This is a genomic window from Actinomadura sp. SCN-SB (assembly GCF_043906805.1).
Lineage (GTDB): Bacteria > Actinomycetota > Actinomycetes > Streptosporangiales > Streptosporangiaceae > Spirillospora.
Genome location: NZ_JBIMPP010000050.1, coordinates 21307 through 38698 on the forward strand (window position 1 = coordinate 21307; position 17392 = coordinate 38698).

The 17392-nt window shown below is 73.9% G+C and carries 17 protein-coding genes; 8 read left to right on the forward strand and 9 right to left on the reverse strand.

The window, feature by feature from the left end; genetic code table 11:
* Positions 1-32: 32 nt before the first annotated feature.
* From ACGWYJ_RS27240 to ACGWYJ_RS27260, 5 genes are all read right to left on the reverse strand, one after another.
* Positions 33-1727, reverse strand: coding sequence for a chromosome segregation ATPase (locus ACGWYJ_RS27240; RefSeq protein WP_395109179.1), 1695 nt, complete (start codon positions 1725-1727; stop codon positions 33-35).
* Between the two features lie 84 nt (positions 1728-1811).
* Entirely contained in the window at positions 1812-2594 is a 783-nt protein-coding gene (locus tag ACGWYJ_RS27245; protein WP_395109180.1) for a sugar isomerase domain-containing protein, read from the reverse strand.
* Positions 2587-3060 (reverse strand): PTS sugar transporter subunit IIA, encoded by a 474-nt coding sequence (locus ACGWYJ_RS27250; RefSeq protein WP_395109181.1) that lies wholly within the window; start codon positions 3058-3060, stop codon positions 2587-2589. The genes ACGWYJ_RS27245 and ACGWYJ_RS27250 overlap by 8 nt, the downstream gene beginning before the upstream one ends.
* Positions 3060-3362: a PTS sugar transporter subunit IIB gene (locus ACGWYJ_RS27255; protein ID WP_395109183.1), complete on the reverse strand. Its 303-nt coding sequence runs from the start codon at positions 3360-3362 to the stop codon at positions 3060-3062. Before ACGWYJ_RS27255 ends, ACGWYJ_RS27250 begins: the two co-directional genes overlap by 1 nt.
* Positions 3363-3459: 97 nt before the next feature.
* The gene (locus ACGWYJ_RS27260; RefSeq protein ID WP_395109185.1) at positions 3460-3843 is read right to left on the reverse strand and encodes a UTRA domain-containing protein; all 384 of its coding nucleotides are present in this window, start codon (positions 3841-3843) and stop codon (positions 3460-3462) included.
* Between the two features lie 66 nt (positions 3844-3909).
* Here ACGWYJ_RS27260 and ACGWYJ_RS27265 point away from each other — a divergent pair, with 66 nt between their 5' ends.
* From ACGWYJ_RS27265 to ACGWYJ_RS27275, 3 genes are read left to right on the forward strand one after another with little or no spacing between them, the layout of a single operon-like run.
* Positions 3910-4440 carry a PadR family transcriptional regulator gene (locus tag ACGWYJ_RS27265; protein ID WP_395109186.1) on the forward strand — a complete coding sequence of 177 codons (531 nt, stop codon included), beginning with the start codon at positions 3910-3912 and terminating at the stop codon, positions 4438-4440.
* Positions 4437-5117, forward strand: coding sequence for an ABC transporter ATP-binding protein (locus ACGWYJ_RS27270; RefSeq protein WP_395109187.1), 681 nt, complete (start codon positions 4437-4439; stop codon positions 5115-5117). Before ACGWYJ_RS27265 ends, ACGWYJ_RS27270 begins: the two co-directional genes overlap by 4 nt.
* Complete coding sequence (locus ACGWYJ_RS27275) at positions 5114-6475, forward strand: FtsX-like permease family protein (protein ID WP_395109188.1); 1362 nt, start codon at positions 5114-5116, stop codon at positions 6473-6475. Before ACGWYJ_RS27270 ends, ACGWYJ_RS27275 begins: the two co-directional genes overlap by 4 nt.
* An 18-nt stretch (positions 6476-6493) precedes the next feature.
* On the opposite strand, the gene hrpA is transcribed toward ACGWYJ_RS27275, so the two are convergent.
* On the reverse strand, positions 6494-10444 hold the full coding sequence (hrpA, locus tag ACGWYJ_RS27280) for an ATP-dependent RNA helicase HrpA (protein WP_395109189.1): 3951 nt from the start codon (positions 10442-10444) through the stop codon (positions 6494-6496).
* Between the two features lie 203 nt (positions 10445-10647).
* On the opposite strand from hrpA, the gene ACGWYJ_RS27285 reads away from it, so the two are divergent.
* Entirely contained in the window at positions 10648-11118 is a 471-nt protein-coding gene (locus ACGWYJ_RS27285; RefSeq protein ID WP_395109190.1) for a hypothetical protein, read from the forward strand.
* Positions 11119-11146: 28 nt separating this feature from the next.
* On the opposite strand, the gene ACGWYJ_RS27290 is transcribed toward ACGWYJ_RS27285, so the two are convergent.
* Positions 11147-12055 carry an SDR family oxidoreductase gene (locus ACGWYJ_RS27290; protein ID WP_395109192.1) on the reverse strand — a complete coding sequence of 303 codons (909 nt, stop codon included), beginning with the start codon at positions 12053-12055 and terminating at the stop codon, positions 11147-11149.
* Positions 12052-12825 carry an SDR family oxidoreductase gene (locus ACGWYJ_RS27295; RefSeq protein WP_395109193.1) on the reverse strand — a complete coding sequence of 258 codons (774 nt, stop codon included), beginning with the start codon at positions 12823-12825 and terminating at the stop codon, positions 12052-12054. The genes ACGWYJ_RS27290 and ACGWYJ_RS27295 overlap by 4 nt, the downstream gene beginning before the upstream one ends.
* Before the next feature lie 56 nt (positions 12826-12881).
* On the opposite strand from ACGWYJ_RS27295, the gene ACGWYJ_RS27300 reads away from it, so the two are divergent.
* The 4 genes from ACGWYJ_RS27300 to ACGWYJ_RS27315 are packed head-to-tail and all read left to right on the forward strand — an operon-like array spanning position 12882 to position 16358.
* Positions 12882-13634: an enoyl-CoA hydratase family protein gene (locus ACGWYJ_RS27300; RefSeq protein ID WP_395109194.1), complete on the forward strand. Its 753-nt coding sequence runs from the start codon at positions 12882-12884 to the stop codon at positions 13632-13634.
* Positions 13635-13693: 59 nt separating this feature from the next.
* Positions 13694-14542, forward strand: coding sequence for a CoA transferase subunit A (locus ACGWYJ_RS27305; RefSeq protein ID WP_395109227.1), 849 nt, complete (start codon positions 13694-13696; stop codon positions 14540-14542).
* Entirely contained in the window at positions 14521-15261 is a 741-nt protein-coding gene (locus ACGWYJ_RS27310; protein WP_395109195.1) for a CoA-transferase subunit beta, read from the forward strand. Before ACGWYJ_RS27305 ends, ACGWYJ_RS27310 begins: the two co-directional genes overlap by 22 nt.
* Positions 15258-16358: an NAD(P)H-dependent flavin oxidoreductase gene (locus tag ACGWYJ_RS27315; protein WP_395109196.1), complete on the forward strand. Its 1101-nt coding sequence runs from the start codon at positions 15258-15260 to the stop codon at positions 16356-16358. Before ACGWYJ_RS27310 ends, ACGWYJ_RS27315 begins: the two co-directional genes overlap by 4 nt.
* Here ACGWYJ_RS27315 and ACGWYJ_RS27320 read toward each other — a convergent pair.
* Positions 16355-17323 (reverse strand): aldo/keto reductase, encoded by a 969-nt coding sequence (locus ACGWYJ_RS27320; protein WP_395109228.1) that lies wholly within the window; start codon positions 17321-17323, stop codon positions 16355-16357. The genes ACGWYJ_RS27315 and ACGWYJ_RS27320 overlap by 4 nt on opposite strands.
* Between the last annotated feature and the right edge of the window lie 69 nt (positions 17324-17392).

Here is a 17392-nt window from a genome sequence, read left to right on the forward strand (position 1 = left end):
GGTCCGGCGCCGAGCCGCCGGACCGCGCGCGGTCAGCGCCCGGTGTACAGGGGGTCGTTCGGATCGATGCCGTTGACGCGCCCGTTGGAGTGCCCCGGGGATCCCGGCTGCGCGGGGCCGCTTAGCGGGGAGGGACCACCCGGCTGCGCGGGGCCACCGGGTTGTGCGGGGCCGCCCGGCTGCGCAGGAGCACCCGGTTGCGCTGGGCCGCCGGGTTGCGCCTGACCGGGTTGCGCGGGGGTGCCGGGCTGCGCGGGGCCTCCCAGTGGTCCCGGGACCGCGCCCGGCGTGGGTCCCGTCAGGGACGAACCCGTGCCCGGGTAGCGCCCACCCGGCGGGATGCTGGAGTTCAGCGTGTTGTGGGTCAGCTGATCGATCTGGCGGCGCGCCCGGTCGGCCTCGGCCCGCGCGGCGTCGCGCTCCTCGGCCAGCGCCGCCAGCGCGGCCTGCTGCTCGGCCACCGACTGGGCGAGCTGGCGTAGCTGGACGGCCTGGTCGTTCACCTTGGTCTGGAGCTCGTCGCGTTCGGCGAGCACGGCCTTGGCCTGCTCCTGGGCGGCGTCGCGTTCCTTGACCGCCTCCTGGACGCGGGCGTCGGCGCGCAGCGCCTCGGCTTCCGCCTCCGACTGGGCGCGCTGCGCTTCGGTCCGTTCCGCCTCGGCCTTGCTGGCGGCCTGCATGGCATGCTGCCGCTGGGCCTCGGCGTCGCGCATGGCGTTGCGGAGGTCCTCGGCGCCCTGCTTGGCGACCGCGGCCTCGACCCGCAGCGCCTCGGCGGCGCTCTCGGCCTCCGACACCCTGGCGTGCAGCTGCACCAGTTCGGCGCGGGCGGTCTCAAGCGCGGCCAGCAGCTCGTTCTCGCGCGCGGCGATCCGGTCGCGCTCGCTCTCGGCGGCGAGTTTCGCCGACACCGCCTGCTGCGCGATCTGGTGCGCCTCCTCCCACGCCTGCTGGGCGGCGTCGCGCTTGGCCGTGGCGAGCCTGGTCTCCTCGCGGGCGCGCGCGGACTCCCGTTCGGCGGCCTCGGCGCGCTGCCGCGCGGAGGCGGCCTCCTGCCGGGCCTCCTCGGCCTGCCGCTGGGTGGCCTCCCGCTCGGTCTGGGCGACCGACAGCTCGCGGGCGGCCTCGGCCCGCACCTCGGCGACGCGGCGCTCCACGCCCGCGACGCTGAGCTCGGAGGTGAGCGATTCGGCGAGCAGGTCGGCGGCCTTCTCCAGGCGCTCCACCATCTCCCAGGTGGAGGCGACCTGCCCGGTCAGGCCGGGCGCGTCGCGCCCGCGCTCGCGGCGCTCGCGCGCTTCGCGGGCGCAAGCGCCCTCGTTGTCCTGGCAGTAGCGGATGGCGCGTCCGGTCCCTACGGGCTGTGGCACGGGACGGCCGCAGTTGGCGCACGGCCAGACCGCGACGGGCTCGCCCATGCGCGCGACCTCGGTGACGGGGCTCGCCTCGGGCACGGCGGGCCCGGCGGCGCCTCGCGGCCCGGAGGCGGCGGGGGGTTTGGGAGCCTGTCCGGCACCGGCGACGATCCGGTCCCCCGGCGCGGCGACGGCCCGGGGCGGCCCGCCGTTCGCGGCGCCGCCGCCGTCACCGGTGGCGGTCGCGTTCGTGGCAGGGGGCGGGGTGGCGGGAGTGGCGTCGTTGCTCGTTCCAGCCTCGGAGACCGCGCCTTCGGACGTGCCGGCCTGCCCTCCGCGGCCGCTATTGTCGCGCTCATCACTCGTAGGCATGGAATGAACGATACGCACTAGTAGACGAGGCCGCAGTGACTTGTGCGCGCCGAGTGGGACGACGCGCGCGCAAGGAGACGAGACTCACCCGCGGGGAATTTCGGTCCGGGCTCGTGGGCCGGGGACGCCCAGGTCCGGGATGCGCCCGCCGTAGCGGGCCATCAGCGCCCGGTTGACCTCGTCGCCGCCGGGGACGTTGGCGCTCATCCAGCAGGGCGGCTCGGCACCCCGGGACGCGGCGAGCTCGTACAGGTCGGCCAGCACCCGCGACCACGCGTACGCGGCGAGGATGGTGGAGACGGCGGCGGTGCGCGGCGCGCCCGGGGGGTGCAGCACGTCGCCGGGCGGGGCGGCCGTGTCGACCACGATCGTGGCGTGGTCGGCGAGGGAGGTCGCGGCGCGCGCGGCGGCCGTCCGGGACGCGTCCGAGGAGGTCATGGCGATCACGGGCACGCCGCGCGCCGCGCATTCCTCGGCGGCCTCGACCGGGTACGGGTTGCGCCCGCTGGTGGAGAACACCACGGCCACGTCGGGGGGCTCGGGCGCGGCGTCCCGTACCACCGAGCGGCCCAGGCCCTCGGTGCGCTCGGCGTGCGTGCTGCCCAGCGCGTTCCCGAGGGGCAGCACCGACGGGTCCCACAGCGGCCGGACGGGGGCGAGGCCGCCGGCCCGGTAGAACGTCTCGCAGACCAGCGCGAGCGAGTGCCCCGCGCCGGCGACGTGCACGATGCCGTCCGCCTCGATGCAGGCGAGCAGCAGCGCGGCGGCGTCGGCGATCGGCTCGCCGGAGCGGGCGTCGAGCTCGTCGAGCAGGGACCGGACGCGGCCTGGATGGCCGTGGCGGGGGGTCCGGCGGGCCTCAGGCATCAGGGTCGTGCTCCTTCCCGTGGGCCCTCGCCAGGGCCCCCTCCAGCTCGGTGACCATCGCGGCGCGGTCCGGCGCGGCGCGCAGCCGGTCGGCCAGTCCCGCCGACAGCGCCCTGGCCAGCGCGGACAGCGATGAGGCATGCGCGTCGGCGTCCGGGGTGCAGAACGACAGCAGCAGGTCGACGGGGTCGTTGTCGGGGTGGCCGAACGCGACGGGCTCGGCCAGCCGGGTCGCGGCCACGCCGACGCCCAGCCCGCCGTCCTCCGGACGGGCGTGGACGAGGGCCAGCCCCTTGGTCAGGACGATATACGGGCCGTTCTCCTCGACGACACGGACGCAGGCATCGGGGTAGCCCTCCCCCGCCACGCCCATCTCCACCAGGGTGACGGCCGCTTCCCGGGTCGCCTCTCTCCAGTCGGCGGCGCGCACGCCGTCACGTGCGCCCGCCGCGGGGACGGACGTCATCAGGCCGGCCGGCCCTGCTCGGTCAGCCGCTCGCGCAACTGCTCCTGGAGCCCGTCCTTGTCGAGGAAGTCGCTGACCGTGATGACGACCGGGGCCGGCCCTTCCATCCCGGCGGTGTGCATGCCCGGCCCCACGATCACGTCGGCGGACATGCCACGCGCGGTGGACAGGTCCGTGTTCTCCACGCGGGCGTCCACGCCGAGGCCGCGCAGCGCGTCCTCGGCGGTCATCTTCAGCATCAGGCTGGAGCCCATGCCCACGCCGCAGACGGCGAGCACCTCCAGCGTGCGGTCCAGAGCCATCGTGTCCTTTCCCCCCTTGGTGAACTGTCTCATGTCCGCCGCGACCGGCGCGGCCATCGCCCGCCCCCGCGCCGGGGACGGCCGCGCCGGTCCGGTCTCACGCCTGGCCGGCGGCGGAGCCGCTGGTCCTCTCCTCGGCGACCTCGCGCCGTTCCCGGCGTCCCGGGAGCAGCAGGACGCCGGCGGTGACGGCGAGCGCCACGACGGGAACGGCACAGCGGGCGCGCCGGGGGCCGGGGGACGGTCGGGGGTCGTGAGACGAAACGGATGGCAGATCCTCGCGGCGCAGCTCCGGCAGCAGCGCCCTGGGCATGTAGAGCGTCTCGATCGCCATGCTGGCGCCGTCGGCGAGCCGGAGCCGCCGAATGGTCAATACCTCTTCCCCGGGCGAGAGGGCCAGCCGGCGGCCGATCTTCGGGTCGGCGGGTCCGGCGCGGAACGACAGCACCCGGCCGCCGGGCCGCATCCACCTTTTGATCATGTCCTCGGTGGAACAGGCCGCCGCGACTATTCACTCAGTACATGTATCGGGTTTATAGTGCCTCACATGTCGACTCCGCAGATCCTGCTCGCCCTGCTCGCCGAGCGGCCCAAGCACGGCTACGAGCTGAAACGCGAGCACGACGAGCGGCTGCCGGGAGCCAAGCCGCTGCCGTACGGCCAGGTCTACTCGACGCTGCAGCGGCTGGGACGCGACGGGCTGGTGGCCGTCTCCGAGGTCAACCGGGACGGCGGGCCCGAGCGCACGCTGTACGAGCTGACCCCGAAGGGCACCGAGAGGCTGCGGGCGTGGCTCGCCGAGACCGAACCGCCGCTGCCCCACATCACCGGCGCCCTGTTCTCCCGGGTGGTCATGGCGCTGCTGCTCGGCGGCGACGCGCGCGCCGTGCTGGACCGGCAGCGCGCCGCGCACCTGGAGCGGATGCGGGAGCTGACCCGCGCCAAGACCGCCACGGAGACGCCCGCCGCCGAAGCCCTGGCCGCCGACTACGTCCTGTTCCACCTGGACGCCGACCTGCGGTGGATGGAACTGGCCGCGCACCGCCTGACCGATCTGACCAAGGAGATCAGCCGATGAGTCCCCTGCTGCAAGCCCGCGACGTCGGAAAGGCGTTCGGCCGTACCCGGGCGCTGCGCGGCGCGTCCCTGACGATCGACGCCGGAGAGGTCGTGGCGGTCTCCGGCCCGAGCGGCTCGGGCAAGAGCACGCTGCTGCACTGCCTGGCCGGCATCCTCGTGCCCGACGACGGCGAGATCCGCTATGGCGGCACCCGCCTCGACACGCTGGACGAGGACACCCGCACCCGCCTGCGGCGCGAGGCGTTCGGCATCGTGTTCCAGTTCGGCGGGCTGGTGCCGGAGCTGACCGCCGAGGAGAACGTGGCGGTCTCGCTGATGTTCGCCGGCCGGGGCCGCTCGGAGGCGTCCGCGACCGCGCGGGAATGGCTGGGCCGCCTCGGTGTGGACGACTGCGCGCCCGTCCGCCCCGGCGACCTGTCCGGCGGCCAGGCGCAGCGGGTCGCCGTGGCCCGGGCGCTCGCCCACGGCCCCACGGTCGTCTTCGCCGACGAGCCCACCGGCGCGCTCGACAGCGTGGCCGGCGAGGAGGTGCTCGGCCTGCTGCTCGCGGCGGCCAGGGAGCACGGCACGACCATCGTCCTGGTCACCCACGACAACCGCATCGCGGCCTTCGCCGACCGCGAGATCGTGGTGCGCGACGGCACCGTGGCCGAGGCCCCGACGGTGATCCGGTGAACGGCGGCGGGACGCGGGAGCTGTTCGCCGTCGCCGCGATGCTGGCCCGCGGCACCGCACGCGCCGAACGGCGGCGGCGCCGGCTGCTGGCCTCCGGCACGGCCCTGGCCACGTTCCTCCTCCTCGGCGCGGTGAACCTGCTGCTCATCCGGGGCACCACCGACACCGCGTGGGCGGGCCTGGTGAGCGAGGAGGGGCTGCGGCCGGGCACCGCGCTGGCGCTGTGCCTGCTCATCGTGCCCGTGCTGGCGCTGCTGCACCAGGCGGGACGGGTCGCGCAGGCCACCCAGGAGCGGCGGCTCGCGGCGCTGCGGCTGGCCGGCGCCACGCCCAGGGACGTCCGGCTGCTCGGCGCGGCCGAGGCCGCCCGCGTCGGCGCGGCCGGCGCGGTCATCGGGTGCTTCGCGTACGTGGCGGGGCAGCGGGCGGCGATGGCGGCCCTCGGGGTCGGTGACACGGCGCGGTACGCGATACCGCCCTGGCCGGTCCCCGTCGTCCTCGTCCTGGTGGTGGGCGCCGCCGTGACGGTCAGCCTGCTGGTGTCCCGCCATGTCGTCACCTCACCGCTGGGCGTCGTCCGCCGCGCGCAACGTCCCCGGCCGGGCCCGTACACCCTGAGCCCGCTCGTCGCCGGCGTGCTGCTCATGGTCGCGGGCGGGCTCAGCCGGAACGTGGACGAGGTCGGGATGCCGCTGTTCTTCCTCGGCGCATTCGTCACCGTCATCGGCGTGGCGGCGGGGGCGGCCCGCATCGTCCTGGAATCCGCCCGCCTGGCGGGACGCTGGGCCCGTTCACCGGAGACGCTGCTGGCGGCGCGCGCCCTGGAGGCCGACCCGCGCGCCACGGGCCGCACCATGGCGGTCGCCGCGCTGGTGGTCGCCTTCGGCACGGGCACGGGCGCCATCGAATGGGCCGTGATAGGGCCCGCCACCGAGTACGGCGAGCCCATCGACCGGTTCTGGCTCGTCAGCTTCGGCCTGACCTATCTGGCGCTGCTGTTCGCCCTGCTGGTGACGGTCGCCGCCCTGGTGGTGCACCGGGCCGAGTCGCTGCTGGAGAACGGCCGCTCGATGGCGGCGCTGGCCGCGGTCGGCGCCCCGGTCGCGTCCCTGCGCCGGTCGGCGCTGCGCCAGACGCTCATCGCGGCGGTCCCGGTGTGCGGGATGGCCGCGCTGGCGACGGTCATCGGCATGACACCGGGCATGTTCATCGAGCCGGGCGTCGCGGATGTCGCCTGGATGGCGGGCCGGGCCCTCGTCATGGTCGTCCTCGCGGTGGCGGCCGCGGCCGCCGCCACGGTCGCCGCGGGCCCTCTCCTCGGCCGCGCCGCGTCGCCTGCTCGGTTGCGCGCCGAATGACCGTGCCCCTGAGGCCGGTCAGCGTGCCGGTTGGGCGGTGGCCATCGCCTTGCGGATGCGCTTGTCCGACACGGGGTAGCGCGTGCCGAGCTGCTGGGCGAACAGGCTGACCCGCAGTTCCTCCAGCATCCAGCGGATCCGCCGCACCTGCTCGTCGTCGCGGCGCGCGGGGTGCAGGCGCTGGACGAACCGCTCGTACTCGGCGTCCAGCGTCGCGGCCTGCTGCATGAGCTGCCGGTCGCGGCCGGGGTTCTCGGGCAGCTTGTCCAGCCGGATCTGGAGGGCGCGCAGGTAGCGGGGCAGGTCGGGCAGGCGATGCCGGCCCGTCTCGGTGACGAACCCGGGATGGATCAGCCGGCCCAGCCGTTCCCGGACGTCGGTCAGCGCCGGGACGAGGGTGAGGCTGGTGGTGCCGCGCAGCCGCCGGTCGACCTCGTGCGCCTCGGCCAGGATCCGCTCCACCAGCGCCACGATGGCGGCGGTGGCGTCGTAGAGGTCGGCGCGGACCCGGTCGTAGAGGGCGCGGAACCCCGCCTCGTCCCAGGCCGGTCCCCCGGCCTCGGCGATCAGCTGGTCGGCGGCGGCGGTCACGCAGTCGTCGAACAGCGCCGCGACCGAGCCGTGCGGGTTGTGGCTGAGCGCGAGCTTGCCCTGGTTGGTCAGGCCGCCCTGGATCTGCTTGACCGGGGACGGGGCGTTCAGCAGGATCAGCCGCCGCGTGCCCCGCCACATGGCGGAGCGCTGCTCGGCCTCGGTCTCGTACATGCGGACCGCGACGCTGCCGCCCTCGTCGGTCAGCGCGGGGAACGCCTTCACCTCGTACCCCGCCTGCCTGCGCTGGTAGGTGCGGGGCAGCTCGCCGATCGTCCATTCGCGGAGCCCGGCGCGCTCGAAGCCCTCGGCGGTCGCGGCCCGGGACAGGGTGCCGCGCACCCTGTCCTTGAGGCGGCGCTTGAGCTCGTCGAGGTCGGTGCCCTCGGCGAGGGTGCGCCTGCGCTCGTCCACCACGCGGAACGTGATGCGCAGGTGGGGCGGGAGGCGGCTCAGGTCCCACGCCTCGCGGGCGACGGTCACGCCGGTCATGTCGCGCAGTTCGCGCTCCAGGGCGTCCAGCAGCGGCTCGGTCCGGGGTTCGAGGCGTTCCAGCAGCTTGCGCGCGTAGTCGGGAGCCGGGACGAAGTTGACCCGCAGCTGCTTGGGCAGCGAGCGGATCAGCTCGGTCACCAGCTCGGCGCGCAGGCCCGGCACCTGCCACTCGAAGCCGTCCGGGCGGACCTGGTTGAGCACCTGCACCGGGATGTGGACGGTCACGCCGTCGGCGTCGCTGCCCGGCTCGAACTGGTAGGTGAGCCGCAGCGTCAGCGGCCCCTGCCGCCAGGTGCCGGGATAGTCGGCCTCGCTGACGTCGCCCGCGGCCTGGTTGATGAGCATCGACTTCTCGAAGCTCAGCAGGTCGGGGTCGGTGCGGCTCGCCTTCTTCCACCAGGAGTCGAAATGGCGGCCGGAGACCACGTCCTCGGGCACCCGCTCGTCGTAGAAGTCGAACAGGGTCTCGTCGTCCACGAGGATGTCGCGGCGCCGGGCCCGGTGCTCCAGCTCCTCGACCTCCTCCAGCAGCGCGCGGTTGTCGTGGAAGAACCGGTGGTGGGTCTCCCAGTCCCCGTCGACCAGGGCGTGCCGGATGAACAGCTCCCGTGACAGCTCCGGGTCGATGCCGCCGTAAGTGACGCGGCGTTGCGCCACGATCGGCACGCCGTACAGCGTGACCTTCTCGTACGCCATCACCGCGGCCTGCCTCTTGGACCAGTGCGGCTCGCTGTAGGTGCGTTTGACCAGGTGACCGGCCAGCGGCTCGACCCAGGCGGGGTCGATCGCGGCGTTGATGCGACCCCAGAGCCGGGAGGTCTCCACCAGTTCCGCCGACATCACCCAGCGCGGCGGCTTCTTGACCAGCGCCGAGCCGGGGAACAGGGCGAACTTCGCGCCGCGCGCGCCCAGATACTCGTTCGACCGGCGGCGCCGGGCGCCCTCGTCCTTCCTGCCGTCGGTGTCCATGAGGCCGATGTGCGACAGCAGGCCGGACAGGAGCGCGATGTGGATGCGGTCCGGCGGCGCGTCGGTGTCGTTGGGCGTGACGCCGAGGGATTGGGCGACCTGCTTGAGCTGGGAGTGCAGGTCCTGCCATTCGCGGATGCGCAGGAAATGGAGGAACTCGTTCTTGCACATCCGCCGGAACTGGCTGCCCGACAGCTCGCGCTGCCGCTCGCGCACGTAGTTCCACAGGTTCAGGTAGGCGAGGAAGTCGGAGGTGGGGTCGGCGAAGCGGCGGTGCTTCTCGTCCGCCGCCTGCTGATGCTCGGCGGGACGTTCGCGCGGGTCCTGGATCGATAGCGCCGCCGCGATGATCAGCACCTCGCGGACGCAGCCGTTGGCCTCGGCCTCCAGCACCATCCGTCCCAGCCTCGGGTCGATCGGGAGCTGCGCCAGCCGCCGTCCCAGGGCGGTGAGCCGCTTGCGCGGATCCTTCTCGGACGGGTCCAGCGCGCCGAGCTCGTGCAGCAGGTCGACGCCCGCCTTGATGTTGCGCCGGTCCGGCGGTTCCACGAACGGGAACGCGCCGATGTCGCCCAGCCCGAGCGCCGTCATCTGCAGGATGACCGACGCCAGGTTGGTGCGCAGGATCTCCGGCTCGGTGAACTCGGGGCGGGACTCGAAGTCCTCCTCCGAGTACAGGCGGATGCAGACGCCCTCCGACACCCGCCCGCAGCGGCCCTTGCGCTGGTTCGCGGACGCCTGCGAGATCGGCTCGATGGGCAGGCGCTGCACCTTGAGCCGGTGGCTGTACCGGGAGATGCGGGCGGTGCCGGGGTCGATCACGTACTTGATGCCCGGCACGGTCAGCGACGTCTCGGCGACGTTGGTGGCCAGCACGATCCGCCGGCCGCGATGGGGCTGGAAGACGCGGTGCTGCTCGGCCGCCGACAGCCGCGCGTACAGCGGCAGGACCTCGGTTGCCTCGCGGCGCCCGCGCAGGTGCTTGGCGAGCGCGTCGGCGGTGTCGCGGATCTCCCGTTCACCGCTGAGGAAGACCAGCACGTCGCCGGGGGGTTCCAGCGACAGCTCGTCCACCGCGTCCAGGATCGCCTGGATCTGGTCGCGGTCGGGGTCGGCCTGGGGGTCCTCCGGGTCGATGATCGGCCGGTAGCGGACCTCGACCGGGTACGTCCGGCCGGACACCTCCACGATCGGCGCGTCGCCGAAGTGCCGGGAGAAGCGCTCGGGGTCGATGGTCGCCGAGGTGATGATCACCTTGAGGTCCGGCCGCCGCGGCAGGATCTCCTTCACATAGCCCAGCAGGAAGTCGATGTTGAGGCTGCGCTCGTGCGCCTCGTCGATGATCAGCGTGTCGTAGCGGCGCAGCAGCCGGTCGGTCTGGATCTCGGCCAGCAGGATGCCGTCGGTCATCAGCTTGACCAGCGTCCCGTCGCTCGACCGGTCGGTGAAGCGCACCTTGTAGCCGACCGTCTCGCCCAGCTCGGTGCCCAGCTCCTCGGCGATCCGGGTGGCGACGGTGCGGGCCGCCAGCCGGCGCGGCTGGGTGTGGCCGATCGAGCCGAGCACGCCGCGGCCCAGCTCAAGGCAGATCTTGGGGAGCTGGGTGGTCTTGCCGGACCCGGTCTCACCGGCCACGATCACCACCTGGTGGTCGCGGATCGCCGCGGCGATGTCGTCCCGCCGCCGGCTGACCGGCAGCTCCTCGGGATAGGTGATCGCCGGGACGGCCGCGCGCCGCCGCTCCACCCGCCGCTCGGCCGTCTCGATCTCGGCGGCGATCTCCTCCGCGACCCGCTCGCGGCGCCGGGCGTCGCGCAGCTTCTGCGTCCCGTCGATGCGGCGGCGCAGCCGGTGCCGGTCGAGCGTCATCAGCTCCGGCAGGCGCGCGCGCAGGTCGGCGAGCGGCGAACTCACAGGCGTCCTCATCAGGTCGTCGGCAACTCAACAATAGGATCCCGGCGCACCGTAGCCGTCACGCGCGGCCCGGGGCGATCGATTTTCCTACGGGTCCGCCACCTGCAACGCCGCCGAATCGATCACCATTCCTGTCACCCGCGGGCGAGGGAAGACGACGACCCGGCCCGCGACCCGGGCCCCATCGTTCATCATGGGCGGACATGGGGACTCCGAGCGCGGCGGGACGCCACCGGATCGACCGGCTGCTGGGTTCGGGCGGGTTCGCCTCGGTCTGGCTGGGCCACGACGCGGAGCTGGACTCGCCGGTCGTGGTCAAGATACTCGCCGATCACTGGACGCTCCGCGAGGACGTACGGGAACGGTTCCGTGCGGACCCTGCACGAGCGCGGCATCGTGCACCGCGACCTGAAGCCGTCCAACGTGCTGATCCGCTCCACGCCGGACGGCGGCGGATACCGATCCGCTCGCCCGGCCCGGCGCCGTCCCTCGTCCGCTTCCTGTGCTACTGGGGCAAGGACCTGGCGACCGTCCCGGGCGATCCGGCCCTCAACCTGGCCGCCGCGTACCGGAGCTCGGCCAGGACCGTCCGCGAGGCGGGCGGCGTCCCGCCCGAGCACAGGGCGTACGCGGGAAAGGTGCGCCGGTACATCCGGGCGTTCCAGCCCGGATGAAGGCTCGCGGCGGCCGGCCTCGCGCCCGTCAGGACGCGCCGTAGACGGGTTCGGGGGTGGGGGCCTGGGCGAGGAGTTCGGTGACGGCCTTGCCCACGTCGGCCGGGTCCCAGCGGGCGCCCTTGTCGATGGACGGGCCGTGGCGGAAGGCGTCCATGACGCACAGCCTGCCGCCTTCGGCCTCGAAGATCCGCCCGGTGACGGCGCGGGACCCGGCGGAGCCGAGCCAGACGACCAGGGGTGAGACGTTCTCGGGGGCCATCGCGTCGAACTCGCCCTCGGCCGGCCTGGCCATGGTCTGGGCGAAGACCTCCTCGGTCATCCGGGTGCGGGCGGCGGGCGCGATCGCGTTGACGGTGACGCCGTACCGGCCCAGTTCGGCGGCGGCCACGAGGGTGAGGCCGACGATGCCGGCCTTGGCCGCCGAGTAGTTGGCCTGGCCGACGCTGCCCAGCAGTCCCGCGCCGGACGAGGTGTTGACGACGCGGGCGTCCACCGGGCGGCCCGCCTTGTTCTCGGCGCGCCAGTACCGGCCGGCGTGCTTGAGCGGGAGGAAGTGGCCCTTGAGGTGGACGCGCATGACCGCGTCCCATTCGTCCTCGGACAGGTTGACCAGCATCCGGTCGCGGAGGAAACCGGCGTTGTTGACCAGGACGTCGAGGCGGCCGAACGTGTCGAGGGCGGTGGCGACCAGGGCGGCGGCGCCGTCCTCCGTGGCGATGTCGTGCGGGCTGGCCACGGCCTCACCGCCCAGGGCGCGGATCTCCGCGACGACCTCCTCGGCGGGCGCGGAGGTGGCCTCGCCCGTGCCGTCCCGGGCCACGCCCAGGTCGTTGACGACGACCCGGGCGCCCTGGCGGGCGAACTCCAGCGCGTGGGCGCGGCCGAGGCCGCGACCGGCCCCGGTGACGGCGACGACACGGTCCTTGCAGATCACTGGGGGTCCTCCTTGTTCACGGTGGCGGCGTCGAGGAAGGCGGGGCGTTCTCCTCCGCCGTGCATCACGAGGTTCGCGCCGGTGATGTACGCGGCGGCGTCCGAGGCCAGGAACACGCAGGCCGTGCCCACTTCGGAGGGATCGGCGAGGCGGCCCAGCGGGACGGTGGCGCCGACCGCCGCGATCCCCTCCTCGTCCCCGTAGTGCAGGTGGGCCTGCTCGGTGCGGACCATGCCGAGCGTGAGGGTGTTGACCCGGACGTGCGGCGCCCATTCGACGGCCAGGGACGTGGCGAGGCTCTGCAACCCCGCCTTGGCGGCCCCGTAGGCGGCGGACCCCGGCGACGGGCGGATGCCGCTGACGCTGCCGATCATGATGACGGAGCCGCCGCCCGGACGCTCGCGCAGCCGCGGGTACAGCGCCCGCGACATGATCAGCGGCCCGATCAGGTTCAGCTCGACGATCTTGGTGTGGGTGCGCGCGTCGCCGTCCGCGAGCCGCAGGAACGGGGTGCCGCCGGCGTTGTTCACCAGGATGTCGGCCCGGTCGAGGCCGTCGGCGAAGCGCTGGACGGCGGCGGCGTCCCGGACGTCCAGCGAGGCGAACCTCGCGGTGCGGCCGCCCGCCTCGGGCAGCGCCGGCGGCTCGCGCCGGGCGACCGCGATCACCTCGGCGCCCGCGCCGAGGAGGGCGCGGCTGATGCCGAGGCCGACGCCGCGGACGCCCCCGGTGACCACGGCCGTCCGGCCGCTGAGATCGTGCCCCGGCATGCCGTCCTCCTTCTGCTACCTTCTGTTCTAACAAATGTTTGGTGGAAAGGTAGCGCATGGGAATCTCCACCACGACCCGTCCCGGCGGGGTCGCCGAGATCGTGGTCGACGCGCCGCCGGTGAACGCGCTCACCGTCCGCGGCTGGCACGAGCTCGCGGACGCGGTCACCGCCGCCGGCCGCGACCCCGGCGTCGGCGCCGTCGTGCTCCGCGCCGAAGGGCGCGGCTTCAACGCGGGCGTCGACATCAAGGAGATGCAGTCCACCGAGGGGCACACCGCGCTGGTCGGCGCCAACCGCGGCTGCTTCGCCGCGTTCGCCGCCGTGTACGAGTGCGAGGTGCCGGTCGTGGCCGCCGTCCACGGCTTCTGCCTGGGCGGGGGCGTCGGGCTCGCCGGCAACGCCGACATCGTCGTGGCCTCCGAGGACGCCTACTTCGGGCTGCCCGAGGTGGACCGGGGCGCGCTCGGCGCCGCCACCCACCTGGCGCGGCTCGTCCCGCAGCACCTGATGCGCGCGATGGTCTACACCTGCCGCACCGTCACCGCCGCCGAGCTGCACCACCACGGCTCGGTGCTGGAGGTCGTCCCGCCCGGCGACCTGCGCGCCAAGGCGCTGGAGGTGGCCGGGACCATCGCTGCCAAGGACCGGTACGTGATCCGCAGGGCCAAGGAGTCGCTGAACGGGATCGACCCGGTGGACGTCAAGCGCAGCTACCGCTACGAGCAGGGCTTCACCTTCGAGCTGAACCTGGTCGGCGCGGGCGACGAGCACCGGGACGCCTTCCTGCGCGAGGGGGTGCGCGAATGAGCGGCGAGGCCGGCCCGGCGTCCAGGACGGCTCCGGGAGAAGGCGGCGTGACCAAGGTGATGTCGATCGACGAGGTCGTGGGCTCGCTGGAGAGCGGGATGACGATCGGGATCGGCGGGTGGGGCTCGCGCCGCAAGCCGATGGCGCTGGTCCGCGCGATCTGCCGGTCGGACCTGACCGACCTCACCGTGATCTCCTACGGCGGGCCGGACGTGGGGCTGCTGTGCGCGTACGGCAAGGCCCGCGCGGTCGTGGCGCCGTTCGTGACGCTGGACTCGGTGCCGCTGGAGCCGCACTTCCGCGCCGCGCGCCAGAACGGCACGGTGGCGTTCACCGAGTACGACGAGGGCATGTTCATGTTCGGGCTGTACGCGGCGGCGCACCGGCTGCCGTTCATGCCCACCCCGGCGGGGCTCGGCTCGGACCTGCTGCGCGTCAATCCCGGGCTGAGGACGGTCCGGTCGCCCTACGGGGACGGCGAGGAGCTGATCGCCGTCCCGCCGTTGACGATGGACGTCTCACTGATCCACATGAACCGGGCCGACGCCCGCGGCAACGCGCAGTACCTCGGGCCCGACCCGTACATGGACGACCTGTTCGCCAAGGCCGCCGACCGCACGTACGTGTCGTGCGAGCGGCTGGTCGAGCCCTCCGCCTTCCTGAAGGAGGGGCCGGTCCAGTCGCTGCTGATCAGCCGGTCGCACGTGGCCGGTGTGGTGGAGACCCCGAACGGCGCGCACTTCACGCTCGCCGAGCCCGACCACGCCCGCGACGAGGCGTTCCAGAGGCTCTACGTCCGGTCGGCCGCCGACCCGGAGGAGTGGGCGGCCTTCCGCGACCGCTTCCTGTCCGGCGACGAGGGCGAGTACCAGGAGGCCGTCCGCGGATGGCAGGAGGAGGCCGAGTGAGCACCAGGGCCGAGGTGTGCGCGGTGGCGTGCGCCGAGCTGTTCCGCGGGGACGGGGAGATCGTGGCGGCCGCGGTCAGCGGGACGGTGCCGATGATCGGCTCCCGGCTGGCGCGGGCCACGTTCGAGCCGGGGCTGCTGACCACCGACGGCGGGCCGGCGCTGACCGCCGAGCCGGTGCCCGTGGGCGCGTCGGGCGAGGTGGAGGGCTGGCTGCCGTTCCGGGACCACCTGTGGCTGGTGCTGAACGGGCGGCGGCACGTGGTACTGGGCGCCAGCCAGATCGACGGGTACGGCAACTCCAACATCTCCTGCATCGGCGACTGGGAGCGGCCGAAGTCGCAGCTGCTGGGCGCCCGCGGCGCACCGGGCAACACCAGGGTGAACACCACGAGCTACTGGATCCCCAGGCATTCGCCCCGCGTGTTCACCGAGAAGGTCGACTTCGTCAGCGGCATCGGCTGGGACCGCGGCGCGTACGAGATCCGCGCGGTGGTGACGAACCTGGCGGTGCTCGACTTCGCCACCCCCGACCACAGGATGCGGCTGCGCTCGGTGCATCCGGGGGTGAGCGTGGACGAGGTCACCGCCGCCACCGGCTTCGAGCTGGTGATCCCGGACGAGGTGCCCGAGACGCGGTCGCCGACCGATGAGGAGCTGCGGATCATCCGGGACGTGCTCGACCCGCGCGGCCTGCGTGACCGCGAGGTCGCCCCATGAGCGGCGAGGACGGCGGGAGCGGCGGGCAGGTGCTCGACACCCCGCTGACCCGGCTGGTGGGCGTACGGCATCCGGTCGTCCAGACCGGCATGGGCTGGGTCGCGGGGCCCCGGCTGGTGTCGGCCGTGGCGAACGCGGGCGGCCTGGGGATCCTGGCGTCCGCGACGATGACGCTCGACCGGCTCGGGACGGCGATCCGGGAGGTCAAGGAGCGCACCGAGGCGCCGTTCGGGGTGAACCTGCGGGCGGACGCCCAGGACGCGGGCGACCGGATCGATCTGCTGATCAAAGAAGGCGTCAGGGTCGCGTCGTTCGCGCTCGCGCCCAAGCCCGACCTGATCGCCAGGCTCAAGGACGCGGGCGTGGTGGTGATCCCGTCCGTCGGCGCCCGCAGGCACGCGGAGAAGGTCGCCGGGTGGGGCGCCGACGCCGTCCTCGTCCAGGGCGGCGAGGGCGGCGGCCACACCGGGCCGGTCGCCACCACGCTGCTGCTCCCCCAGGTCGTGGACGCGGTGGACATCCCGGTGATCGCGGCCGGCGGCTTCTTCGACGGGCGCGGGCTGGCCGCGGCGCTGGCGTACGGGGCGGCGGGCGTGGCGATGGGCACCCGGTTCCTGCTGACCTCCGACAGCACGGTGCCCGAGGAGGTGAAGAAGGTCTACCTCGGCGCGTCCGAGACGGTGGTGACGCGGCAGGTGGACGGCATGCCGCACCGCGTCCTCCGCAGCGACCTGGTGGACGCGTTGGAACGGTCGGGACGCGCGGGCGGCCTGCTGCGCGCGCTCCGCAACGCGGCGCGGTTCCGCCGGATCTCCGGGATGTCGTGGGGCGCGATGCTCGCCGACGGCCGCGCGATGAAGCACGGCAAGGACCTGTCCTGGTCGCAGGTGCTGATGGCCGCCAACACCCCGATGCTGCTGAGGGCCGCGATGGTGGACGGCCGTCCCGACCTCGGGGTGATGGCGTCCGGCCAGGCGGTGGCGCTGATCGACGACCTGCCCAGCTGCGCCGAGCTGATCGGCTCGATCGTCACCGGCGCCGCCGAGGCGATCCGCGCGCAGCGCGCCCACCTGGCCGGGACCGGCGAGCGCGGCTAGTAGCGGCTCCCCACCGGCGCCGGGACGGCGTCCAGGGCCGCCAGGTCGGCCTCGCCGAGCGCCACGGAGGCGGCCGCCGCGTTCTCCCTCAGGTAGTGCGGCTTCTTGGTTCCGGGGATCGGGATGACGTGGTCGCCCTGCGCGAGGGTCCAGGCGATCGCCACCTGGGCGGGCGTGACGCCGTGCCGGGCGGCGACGTCCTTGACGACGTCCACGATCCGCAGGTTCGCCTTCAGCGCCTCCTCCTGGAAGCGCGGGTTGTGCGCACGGAAATCGTCGTCCTCGAAGTCGGCGCTGGTGACCGTGCCGGTGAGGAACCCGCGCCCCAACGGCGAGAACGGGACGAACGTGGCGCCGTTGGCCTTGCACCAGCCCACCACGTCACCGGAGGTGCCGGTCGTGCCCAGCGCGTCCCGCGTCCACAGCGACAGCTCGGACTGGATCGCCGCCACGGGGTGGACGGCGTGCGCCTCCTCGGCCTGCGCGACGGTGACCTCGGACAGGCCCAGATGCCGGACCTTCCCCTCGGTCACCAGCTCGGCCATCGCGCCCCAGGTCTCGGCCAGCGGGACGTCGGGATCGACCCGGTGCAGGTAGTAGAGGTCGATGACGTCGGTGCCGAGGCGGCGCAGGCTGTCGTCGGCCGTCCGCTTCACGTTCCCGGGGGTGCCGTCACGGCCCGCCGCGGGACGGGCCCCGCTCTTGCCCACGAGCCCGGTCTTGGTGGCGATGACGGCGCGGTCCCGGTGCCCGCCCGCCAGCGCTTTGCCGAGGAGGGACTCGTTGTGCCCGCTGCCGTACACCTGCGCGGTGTCCAGGAAGGTGACGCCCAGGTCCAGCGCCTCGCGGATCACCGCGATGGAGACGTCGTCGTCACGTTCGGCCAGGTCATAGCCCTGGCTCATGGTCATGAGGCCGAGCCCGACCGCGCCTACCGGGGTTCCGGCGAAGGTGCGGGTGGGCATGGCTGGAGTGCTGTCGGTCATGCCCATGATCCTCGCCGATGGGGGCGGGGCGATGACAGGCGCCATCCA